The sequence below is a fragment of the Vibrio anguillarum genome (genome assembly GCF_001989995.2).
Lineage (GTDB): Bacteria > Pseudomonadota > Gammaproteobacteria > Enterobacterales > Vibrionaceae > Vibrio > Vibrio anguillarum.
In genome coordinates, this window is sequence record NZ_JAHGUP010000128.1 from 1 (window position 1) to 10,607 (window position 10,607).

Here is a 10,607-nt window from a genome sequence, read left to right on the forward strand (position 1 = left end):
ATACCAAAGGCTTCAGCAACACTGGCAAACACCGGAATAAGCAGCGCTGCACTGGCTGTATTACTCGCGAATTCCGTTAGGAACACCACGAAAACAGCAATCACGAATACAATAAAGAACAGACCTAAATGAGAGATCAGGGCACTTAGTTCATTGGCTAGGAAAACGCTGGTTCCCGTTTGCTTAAGTACGTTGCTCAAGCAAATACCGCCACCAAACAGCAGTAATACCCCCCAATCTGCCGTTTTTTCTACATCTTTCCAGTGCACCACTCGGGCAAAATTGACCAAAACAATCGCACCCAGCGCAACCAGAGTATCAAAGCTCGCAAAACCACCCAGCATGGCATTGACTGGTTTGCTAAATATCCAACAAAAAACCGTTAATGCGAAAATACCAAGCGTGACGACTTTACCTTTATCCCAAGTAACAGGTTCATAATTGAGCTCGAACTCTCCATTAAGATCCGGTTTTAATGCGAAATATAAAATAGTAATCGCAATGGGCAGCATAATCGCCGCCGTTGGAGCACCAAATTTCATCCAATCTGTAAATGAAAGACCAACCTCAGCCGCGGCAATCGCGTTAGGAGGGCTTCCTACGATGGTTGCGATACCACCAATGCTGGCGCTGTAAGCAATACCTAACAGCACAAAAACATAGGTCGAATGACCACGGTCTTTATCCACTTTGCTGAGCACTCCAAGCACAAGCGGTAGCATCATCGCAGCGGTGGCGGTGTTACTGATCCACATTGAAAGCGCGGCAGTCACACCAAACAACATGAATACCGCAACGCTCATTTTCCCGCGCGCCATGATAAGAACTTTATCGGCAATAACTTTATCCAGCCCCTGCCGATGCATAGCAGCAGCCAATGCGAATCCACCTAAAAATAGGAAGATAATCGAGTTAGCAAAGTTATTGAGCGCCGTTTGGGTGTTGAAAACACCAAAAACGATGGCCATGATAGGCACAAGAATGGCAGTGACCGTGACATGTAAAGCTTCCGTTAACCACAGCACAGCAATAAATGCCAGCATACTAATGCCCAAAGCGACATTAGAATCAACAGGTAAGGCATTGTACAAGATAAAAAACAGGACAATATCGGCTAGGATGATAAGGCTGTTGCGGTTAAAAAACCATTCTCGGGTGTTGGAGGGTAAAGGGACACTATCGTTTCTATTCATTATTATTTTTCCTTATGAGGGCCTACTGGCAACAATATGATCACACATATTCAAACAAGGAGATAATAATTATTGCGAAATTGTTAACCTTATCAAGACTATGGTTAACAATTTAACACTTTGAAATAAATGGAAAACTATTGGTTAAATTACACCCATCCAATTACGGCTTCAAATAAGCTTAAAACGAATACCTTAGCATGGTATTCCTGCCAACAAATCAAATCCGTACTTAACTTGTTCACCTTTCATCACACGTCCATGTCCTTGGTTTTGGGTGGTAATAAGTGACACTTTCTCGATTTCTTCTGCCGCTCGCTTTGACACAGAATATTTGGTGAACTTATCATTCTCATCGTGAACAATGACGCTGCGAGATTGACGCTGAGCAAGCTTATGGTAAGGATCAATAGATTGAATGGGATAACGATATTGATCAGCAACTTCCGCAACAACGGCCTCAAATAAGCGCATTGAATAGCCAGACCTTGCCACACTGCTGAATAAGTTATCCAAATAATCCAGCACGGGCGCAACCAATAGCATGGGACAATGCTCAATTTTATGATGTCGGCACTCTAATGCGGCGGCCGTCCCCATACTGTGTCCAACGATACCAGCAACATTGTCAATACTATCGAGTATCGCTTCCAACCCTCCAACAAACGCAGGAATGTGACCATACACTCCCTCGCTTTGACCATGTGCTGGGTGATCATAAGCTAATGCCGTATAACCACGTGCCGCAATATGCTCCATCAGTGGATAAAACTGACTTGCCGTGCCAGACCAACCATGGGTCAATAACCAAATGGGACCACTTCCGAGTTGATAAGTCGTCAGAGCCCCTTCGACACACATTACACGGCCAGTTTTCAGGCCAATTGGCGGCTGGTTTTGAGGCTTACTTCTTGCCGGAGTCAACAATACATTTCGTGCAACTTTTTTGGCATGTGACGGTGCGAGCGTGTGATGAAGACGAGTGCTCATATTGACCAATGTACGTTTCACACTGAATGTGTTTGAGGTGCTGAAATAGATTTTTTCACTCACTGAGTTGCCCTTCCTCTCGATAAAATAGAACGTTCGTACTATTTCTAATTAAAAAATTTTGATTTTGTTAAAAATTTGATTTAGTTAAATAAAAGCGCATCTGCGCTGTTGAAAACTCGTTCTTCTCACTGCGAAAAGCGAGAATTAGCTAACATTGCTGCTTCATTATATTCCGCCATCGAGACATTAAATCGTCCACGCCTTTCCAAAAATGTTGATAACTTTCCATTTGGCCGTAGATCGAGTAGAACAAATGAGCACTTAAATAGAGTCCATACAACTCATAAGCAGCCTGCTTTACATCCAATTTCGGATGAAACTGTGCGCTATCAACCCCTTTTTGAATTTGAATTTGCAAGTAATGAATCCAAGTCGCGATGGTTTTTTTAAGTACTTTTTGAATTGCACAATCACAAGTTGCGGCATCTTTCCACGCATCTAAAAACATACAACTGCCTTGGAATGAATGATTCCAACCTAACCAGTGCTCTAACAGCACTCGCAATTTAGCTTCGATATTCTCGTCGCCAATCAGGCGAGCCGGTGTAATAACACGCTCAGTAAACACAGAATGGGCATGCTCTAATACTGCAATTTGCAAATTTTCTTTAGCATTAAAATGCGCAAACAAACCACTTTTTGATAAACCGCACTGTTTTGCCAACTCACCGATAGTGAGACTTTCCAAACCGTTTTCACTGGCTAATTTGAACGCTTTGTTCAGTACATTTTCTCTTGTAATTCTACCTTTGCTCATATTATGCCGACTCTCAATTCATACCATGCTATTTTTAGCACGTTCGTTCTTTTTTGCAAATTTGATTTTGCAAAATGAGGAACTGTGGAAGAATAGCAACGCTATGAGCAACTTCAATGGATTGATATGACAACGATTATCGAACAACTTTTGTTTTCGGCCTCAATTACAGGGCCTATCTGTTTGATGTTAGTACTGGGCGTTGTACTAAAGCGAACGAGGGTTATCAACGATAATTTCATCGATGTCGCGTCACGCATCGTATTCCAAGTCACCTTACCAGCCATGCTATTTCTTAGCATCGTCAAATCACAGCACGATTTTTCTTCCAGTGCAGCACTGATTGGCTATGGACTACTCGCTAATTTCCTATTTTTTCTTTTCACGACTTTTTTCACCAAAAAAGCGTTCCCACAACATCTGGATCACGGCGTGATCATCCAAGGCGGGTTTCGTGCGAATACCGCTATTATCGCTTTGGCTTATGTCGCAAATACTTATGGCGAACCTGGGCTAGCATTAGCGGCGATGTACGTTGCCGCAACCACTATCCTTTATAATATTCAAGCGGTGATAACACTCACGCCAAAAGGGGAAAGTTCAGGGCTCAAAGCCGCTGGAGTGATTGCCAAAACACTCACCAAAAACCCACTGATTATTGGTATTCTGCTCGGCGTTTTATGCTATTCCTTATCCCTTCCAATCCCGAAAATGGTTACTGATGCTGGCCAATATTTTGCCAATATGACACTACCATTAGCACTACTGTGTACTGGCGGCTCACTCAATATAGGTTCACTCAGAAGCGACAAAGCACCGGCTTGGTTTGCCACTGCCCATAAGCTGATTCTCGCCCCGATATTGATCACATCGGGTGCGTTACTTTTTGGCTTTCGCGGGTTAGATCTCGGGCTAGTCTTTTTGATGAGTGCATCCCCTACCGCTGCGGCCAGTTATGTTATGGCTAGAGCTATGGGAGGAAATGCAACCTTAGCGGCCAACATCATTGCATTGACGACCGTATTTTCACTGTTTACTTGTACACTAGGCATCTTCCTGCTCGCGTCTCTGAACTTAATCTAACCGCCTTTTAATTCACTGCGGAAAGGTAAGAAGGAAGGGCCATTCAAAAAAAGCGAATCATTCCATCATGGAGACATCACTTTCTTTCAGTCCATGATTAAATAGCGTCAACAATTGTTCACTTCGTTCACCCATTTTAGGGAACAACAGATAGTTATTATTGATGAGAAAAGGTTTGGGATGGTGCGTGATCATTTCTCGCCATTGCGGTAAGTATTTATCCAGAGTGTAATAACCGATATGAATTTCTTCTGGCATGAGATCAATCCGCTTTTTCGCCAGCCGTTCGAAGTTCTGTTTTGGATCATTGACTCGAGACATTTTTATTTGCTGCGTTTCTAACAATCTGTCTAACTCGGCACCATAGCTGTAGGCAATGCCACCTCCTAAATGTAACCCCTTAAGATCATAGAGGCTTTCCCAGTGAAAGTCGGTTTCTTTATGGTGAAAAAACACGAAGCGTTCATCGCTCACCGCTTCGCTATAATAAAAATCTACCGTCCGCTCTTGGTTAAACATCCAAATAGCAGTTGCATCATAACGTCCAGCTTTGGCTTCGGCGTATGCTCTCGCCCATGGGAAAAAATGAAACTCAACTTCGTAGCCGGCATCCTTAAATACTTTACGGATAATCTCAGCAACAAAACCATTATTTTCAAGGTGTTGACCAATAAACGGCGGCCATTCACCCGCACTAATACGAATGACATGACTATTGTGTATTGAGGATGGCGCTGCCCATACGGGGATAGAAATCCATGATAGGATGAGACAGAACCAAACCTCATACCATCTTAAAGATTTCATTGCCGTACCTGAACATTGAGCAAACTTTCAAGAAACATAACAAAAACTAATAAAACAAAACGTATACATAATATATTTATGTTTTTATGCTAGTGCAGTTCTTAAACCCACTTTTTGTAACCAACACGACAAAAATAAGGCCACGTGCTACAACATCAATGAGGAAAGAACCATGATGAAATGGGTAGTTGGTTTAAGCCTACTATTTAGCAATGTTGCTAGTTTGGCAGCGACTTCGGTCGATTGGTTACAGGTAAAATCAGAAGACGGCATTACGATCTACTCGCGCCACCATAGCGATGGCTTAGTCCAAATACGGGCGCAAATGTTCGTACCCACTAGCTATTTCGCTTTTATGCGGCTATTAGATGACAGTGAACATGTACCAAACTGGATAGATAACGTGAGTAACAGCCGTGTGCTGCAAAAAATTTCAGATACCGAGAATATTGTTTACACCCAATTCTCGGCACCATGGCCAGCTAAAAACAGAGATATGGTGACTTATTCAAAATTTGAGATGCTACCTAATGGTTTAAGTTTAGACATAGTGGATGCCCTAAATTACTTGCCTGAACAACCGGGATACATCCGTATCACTCAAGTCAACGCACATTGGACGCTGCAAAAACTGACTAATGGTATGACTCACATCGATTATATTGCCTTCGCTAATCCAGGAGGTGCACTACCTAACTGGTTAGTGAACAAACTGTCCACTGACAGTGCCTTTACCACATTTAAAGGCTTGCGCCGAGAATTGGCCACCTATCAAGATAAACTTCACCCTGCCGTGAATGAATAGCATTCTTAACCCAATACTTGGCCAAAAGGCAGGTAAACAATATTCAGCACGATCAAGATAACCAGCGCACTGAACGTTAGCTTCATACCACGAATCCGCCCTTTAAGTTGGTCACTTAAAATCGCTCTGGCATGTAAAATTCGGCCAACGATAAACGTAATACCCACCCCGTGGATCCACCATACGCTGGCACCATTAAACTCCAATAACCCCATTAGGATTAAAGTAATAGGAATGTATTCTGCGGTATTTCCTTGCGCGCTGCGCGCTAATTGCAGTGCTGGTACTCCACCATCAGCATATCTCACTTGGTTAGCCCGACGCTGTTTAATAACGTTAATCGCTAGCCACAAAAATAATACTGAAAGTATCGATGCATATAGAGCAGTAACCATGGTCATTCCTTTTCAGGTCAGTAGTGCATCAAGCACGTTCAGATCACTACTCTGATTCAAAGCAATCTCTAGTGCTGAAGTGGCTTAATCTCCTGAGCCGAGTACACCTTATCCACTTTATCCCAAGGAATCGGGTCAATTGATACACCGGCATCTTTTGCGCGTTGGTGAATACGCTCTAATGAAGAACCAGACTGCTTATACGTTTCCACACCAAAACCATTGCTATCGCGATCCATGACTTTATCTGGTGCCAATTCAGCTAAATAGATGGTCGTACCACAACCTCTTAACCAAACTTTGGCTTGCCCATTGGGCAGTAAACCAAACACGAATTCGGTGCGATAACAAACATTACCCAATGAACCATCTCTATTTTGGTAAAGACTTTTTTGTGCCATCAAACTTTTCACATCTTCAGATACAGTATATTTGGTCACGTAAAACTGAGTGTTAATAAGTGAAACCCAGTACAAGTAAAGACTATCTGGTGGTAATTTAATCTTTACAACCTGCTCACCCTGCGTATTCATAGCAAAACTATGAACAGGCAACCCAAAACCATCATATTCAGGTAACCAACCTTGAACATTTTTTAGATCACTGATTCTCATAAACTGAGAAAAGGTATGCAAAGGAGACGTCCAGTTTTGCGCCTCATTTACTCCATAAGCTTGAGTCACTTTAACAGGGTAAAAAGAGGGCATAGAGACGCTAACACTCCATGCCTTCTCCGGTATTGGCCCCGCATACGATGAGCAGGCATTTAACAATGCCGTGATCAACAAAACAGATACACTTTTTAAATACATTCTACTTTCCTTCTTCGCATGGGTAGCTGGCGCGCTTATAGCAGCCTTGACTTTTGTCCCAAAGCGGTTTGAGTGCAAAACTATCATCCGACGAATGATGAAATAAGTTTAGCTGCATCAACTCTTGTTTACGTTTTGCATCAAATTCACTCTCTAACTTGGTATATTGCCCTTGCTTTGCCATATCAAGAATCTGTTGACTAAATTGCTCGAGGCTAAACGAGAAACGCTCGACAGGCTGAAACGTAAAATCTTTGACTATATATAAATATTCTTCAGGGTTTTGCCACAAAAAACCATCCGCATCGGCCACTGGTACCCCATGATACTCGGCTAGACCATACATCAACCTAAGGTATACACGGGAGAGCTCTCCTTCCACCTTTCGCTGTATATAAAGGCGGCCGACCACTCTTCCGCCCTCTTTTTTACCTTGTTCAATAAACTCAACTTCTGGTTCTACATAGTCACTTTCCTGCCAACCGGTGGCTAAATCACGTTGCTTATACTCAGACAGCTTTCTTCTCACGTATTGCTCGGCGCGATCCTTATCCCAGCGGTCAGAGAAAGAGCGGCTCGCACGCTTCACCAACTTTTTCTCTAAGATCGGCAAGAAATAATCACTGTTGTTGTAGCTCAGGCGTGAATGGTAACCACCACCAATATCGGAATGGGCTCCTGGAAGGACAAATTCATGAAAATGATCTACCGAATCAACAGAGTTAAGATGGTTGAGGCTAAAGTTATAACGACACTCAATGCTAGGATCGGCGGTTAAGTGAACAGCACGCCGAACGCGCTGAGGATCAATCCATAACCTCACATCACCATTGTCATGATGAGTTGAAAAATCAAAAGAGAGTAGGTCAACCACAGAAGCAACGGTATCAAACAGGCCTGCAAAAGTAATCTCACAGCTGGCTTTAGCCTCATCTGCTTCACTCCAATCAAACCCGTAAGCTAAGGGAATGCCGCTCTTTTGGCACGCCTTACTAAACGCTTGAGCAAACTCGCCCTGCTCGCCATCTAGTACTACATTAATAAAATGTCTTGCGGCAGCGGCTCCACGGCTAAAGCCAAATACATCAAACTGCAGTTTATTAAAACCGTCAACGGTATTCGGATCTGCTTCAGCAAAGACTGATTTAATATTTATAATTGACGTTGACAGTTGCTCTATGGAAGTACTGACTTTAGCGGTCACACCATATTTACCTATCCCAGCCCCCTGCCCAAAAATTTCCGATTCATCAGCTGGTGCAATATTGGTGCTATTTCCCGTACCAATACCCGTAACATATTCAGCTATAGAATAGGCAAGCCTGTTTTCAGAAAATTTATTTTTCTCATAAAGTTCAAACAACTTCTGTACATTGGTTAGCTCATTAGTGGCGCTACCTGCCACTGTCTCTAGTTCGCCTTCATCATTTTTAAATAAAGAGATAAAGAAATTGTCTTTTTTAGGATAATCAAAACACTCGCTCGATAAGTGAGTAGCAGGAATGTCGTTTTTAAGCCGCCCTGTTTTTCTGGAAATAATGTCGCAATCAACCTTGTATTTCATTTTCCATGTTTGATAGTAATTCTCTAACTGAGTTTTCCCCCACTGCGCACTGTAGCTATTATTGGCTGTGCCATCAAAAAACATACCTACACGTAAGGTAATAAAGTTAAATCCTCTCACTTTAAGAACATAACTTTTATCTGTCAGTAAATTACAAGCATCCGCTTGGCCTTTTTGGTGCCTTACGGGTAGAGCTTGTTCTCGCGTTAATTCGGTTAGATCGCCACTGGTTACGTTTAGAAAACGGGCACTATTACCTAAATGGTCTTGGTATTGCTTGGCAAAATCCAAAGTAGGATCGGCTTCATTATTGGGTGTTCTCAGTTTGCCCTGAGACTCTCTTAACCATTGTTCAGCATCGAGAGTGAGCGTCACAGGGCCGGGGGCAAGCGTTTTAAGCAAGATAGGTGCTTCACCTAATACGACGGGAAATTTATGCTTTGCAGAGTCAGTGATAGTACCAGTGATGCCTTCAAATGGCTTATTGAACTCATCACGGATGATAATTTCAATCCAATGCGTTCGATTTTCACACGGCGCACAAAAAGGGCTAACTCCTGTTGTACTTCTCATTGCCAGCTCTCCTTAATGGCCTTTAACTCTTTCAATTCATCCAATGTTAAATGTAAAGGATGGGATAAATCATCAAGCGCGGTATCGGTTGCAGTGACGAGCGCAACTAACGCATGCTGCTCTGCGACCTCATAGCTATTTTGCTTTTCTAATGCTGATTGCAAGGCTGATAATATCGTCTGCTGCGGTGATTCTAAGCGTTGTAAAAGATGCGGCAGTAGCTCCCACCAACGTCTTTCTAAGGAATTGGCATGAACATTTACGTTGTACAAAGGCGCTAGGTGGTGAGGTAACATCTTCCACCAAGTCCCGTGACGAAGCACAAATTCACTGCGTGAGGTATTACTGAAGGTAATGAGAGCGTCTTCTTTATGGTGATCAATCGCCACCAATTGGTTGATGTTGCCTAAAAAGTGATTCACCTCGGCTTCATCCATCGCTCGTAGTATGGGAATAATCACATCACGATCGTAAAAACGAAACATCACTTCTTCGCCATCAAGTGAAGCTATCAATAAGCTTTGTAAATGATCGAGCATTACTTCAGTACGGGTTGAACTGGTTAGAAATAGACCTTGCTGCAAAATCTCGACTGGCAGGTTTAACACTTTCCCAGATACTGGAACGAGCCACGGAGATAAGCCCATTACTGAAGAAAAAGTATCTCCATGAAATAGTACGGCCATGTTTTCGAAACTCATACCGCCGTTTTCAAGCATCGCATGCTTGATTGTCTTATATCCAACAAGCCAATACACAGATCCGCTTTGTTGCGTTACCCATTGATTAATCATCATTACATCCCTGTATTTTGATGGTTATTGGCTAGTAATGCGTTGCCATTCTTGTGGTTTTTCCGCCTTGACCCATTCAGCTTTATGATTAGCTGAAGCGCTTTTTTTCGCATTTTTGACTGGAGGCATGTTTATACTCTGCCGATAGTTTTGGTACCAGAGCTCAAATTGATCGCCACTATTTTGGATAACATCGTCAACTTGATTATTGACTAATGTACGTTTTTTACCCTCAAATGCATCGAGTAGCTTGGTGTCTGTTTTTGCAGTAGATTCGACCTTGGGTAAATAACCTTGCAGTGCGTTTGGAACCGTTCGAAACTCAAAAAGTATCGCTGTTTGTGGGCTTTTAGGATCACCGATGGTGGCGTTATTGATGCCATGCCCCGCTACTTCTCCACCATTTTGAAAGTATTGAAATACATTAACGGCGAGATCATTTGAACACACCGAATAAAGTTCTGGAGTTATTTTGCTACGCACGACTCGAGAATCCTTAGCACTTAATACCTCTAACATTTTCGAAGGCTTAGTTCTTGGTAATATCTCCCAAGCATTTTTCACTTTAGGGTCCGTTAAACCATTAGCATTAGGTGTAATGCCTTCTGATTCTGGCTGCCACTCGTTGATATAAATACCAAATTTTTTCGACAACTCAGCGGTTTTAATATAGATGGACGTTAAGTAAGCAAATACTGAGGAAGCCGTTTCTTCATCATCCAACCGCTCATCGCGAGTTAATGACAAAAACTGGCTCTTCTCCGCTTAGGT

10 protein-coding genes and 1 pseudogene are annotated in these 10,607 nt (G+C 42.7%); 2 read left to right on the forward strand and 9 right to left on the reverse strand.

Annotated elements, in window-relative coordinates:
• The 3 genes from PL85_RS17535 to PL85_RS17545 all read right to left on the reverse strand — a co-directional run.
• A partial coding sequence (locus PL85_RS17535; RefSeq protein WP_215809361.1) for an SLC13 family permease occupies positions 1-1,193 on the reverse strand: 1,193 nt, incomplete at its 3' end.
• Positions 1,194-1,388: 195 nt separating this feature from the next.
• Positions 1,389-2,246, reverse strand: a complete 858-nt coding sequence (locus PL85_RS17540; protein ID WP_115339947.1) for an alpha/beta fold hydrolase — start codon at positions 2,244-2,246, stop codon at positions 1,389-1,391.
• A gap of 148 nt (positions 2,247-2,394) precedes the next feature.
• Entirely contained in the window at positions 2,395-3,003 is a 609-nt protein-coding gene (locus tag PL85_RS17545; RefSeq protein WP_115339948.1) for a TetR/AcrR family transcriptional regulator, read from the reverse strand.
• A 126-nt stretch (positions 3,004-3,129) separates the two neighbouring features.
• Here PL85_RS17545 and PL85_RS17550 point away from each other — a divergent pair, with 126 nt between their 5' ends.
• Positions 3,130-4,086, forward strand: a complete 957-nt coding sequence (locus tag PL85_RS17550) for an AEC family transporter (protein WP_094147289.1) — start codon at positions 3,130-3,132, stop codon at positions 4,084-4,086.
• A 57-nt stretch (positions 4,087-4,143) separates the two neighbouring features.
• Here PL85_RS17550 and PL85_RS17555 read toward each other — a convergent pair whose 3' ends face one another.
• Positions 4,144-4,893 (reverse strand): substrate-binding periplasmic protein, encoded by a 750-nt coding sequence (locus PL85_RS17555; protein WP_064626577.1) that lies wholly within the window; start codon positions 4,891-4,893, stop codon positions 4,144-4,146.
• Between the two features lie 175 nt (positions 4,894-5,068).
• Between PL85_RS17555 and PL85_RS17560 the strand changes: the two genes are divergently transcribed.
• A complete protein-coding gene (locus PL85_RS17560) occupies positions 5,069-5,698 on the forward strand; it encodes an START domain-containing protein (RefSeq protein ID WP_115340325.1) in 630 nt (209 codons plus the stop codon).
• 5 nt (positions 5,699-5,703) lie between these two features.
• Here the strand turns inward: PL85_RS17560 and PL85_RS17565 are convergent, their stop codons facing one another.
• The 5 genes and pseudogenes from PL85_RS17565 to PL85_RS17585 all read right to left on the reverse strand — a co-directional run.
• The gene (locus PL85_RS17565; RefSeq protein ID WP_115339949.1) at positions 5,704-6,099 is read right to left on the reverse strand and encodes an MAPEG family protein; all 396 of its coding nucleotides are present in this window, start codon (positions 6,097-6,099) and stop codon (positions 5,704-5,706) included.
• Positions 6,100-6,161: 62 nt separating this feature from the next.
• Positions 6,162-6,905, reverse strand: coding sequence for a DUF2931 family protein (locus tag PL85_RS17570; RefSeq protein ID WP_047688820.1), 744 nt, complete (start codon positions 6,903-6,905; stop codon positions 6,162-6,164).
• Position 6,906: 1 nt separating this feature from the next.
• The gene (locus PL85_RS17575) at positions 6,907-9,042 is read right to left on the reverse strand and encodes a T6SS phospholipase effector Tle1-like catalytic domain-containing protein (RefSeq protein WP_115339950.1); all 2,136 of its coding nucleotides are present in this window, start codon (positions 9,040-9,042) and stop codon (positions 6,907-6,909) included.
• Positions 9,039-9,836, reverse strand: coding sequence for a DUF4123 domain-containing protein (locus PL85_RS17580; protein ID WP_064626573.1), 798 nt, complete (start codon positions 9,834-9,836; stop codon positions 9,039-9,041). The genes PL85_RS17575 and PL85_RS17580 overlap by 4 nt, the downstream gene beginning before the upstream one ends.
• A 24-nt stretch (positions 9,837-9,860) precedes the next feature.
• A pseudogene (locus PL85_RS17585) lies at positions 9,861-10,595 on the reverse strand (actin cross-linking domain-containing toxin); the annotation flags it as partial.
• Positions 10,596-10,607 lie beyond the last annotated feature (12 nt).

Excerpts from the sequence above, each read along its gene's own strand:
- PL85_RS17565 (WP_115339949.1), bottom strand. The coding sequence starts at position 6,099 with ATGACCATGGTTACTGCTCTATATGCATCGATACTTTCAGTATTATTT.
- PL85_RS17580 (WP_064626573.1), bottom strand. The coding sequence starts at position 9,836 with ATGATTAATCAATGGGTAACGCAACAAAGCGGATCTGTGTATTGGCTT.
- PL85_RS17560 (WP_115340325.1), top strand. The coding sequence starts at position 5,069 with ATGAAATGGGTAGTTGGTTTAAGCCTACTATTTAGCAATGTTGCTAGT.
- PL85_RS17545 (WP_115339948.1), bottom strand. The coding sequence starts at position 3,003 with ATGAGCAAAGGTAGAATTACAAGAGAAAATGTACTGAACAAAGCGTTC.
- PL85_RS17575 (WP_115339950.1), bottom strand. The coding sequence starts at position 9,042 with ATGAGAAGTACAACAGGAGTTAGCCCTTTTTGTGCGCCGTGTGAAAAT.
- PL85_RS17555 (WP_064626577.1), bottom strand. The coding sequence starts at position 4,893 with ATGAAATCTTTAAGATGGTATGAGGTTTGGTTCTGTCTCATCCTATCA.
- PL85_RS17570 (WP_047688820.1), bottom strand. The coding sequence starts at position 6,905 with ATGTATTTAAAAAGTGTATCTGTTTTGTTGATCACGGCATTGTTAAAT.
- PL85_RS17550 (WP_094147289.1), top strand. The coding sequence starts at position 3,130 with ATGACAACGATTATCGAACAACTTTTGTTTTCGGCCTCAATTACAGGG.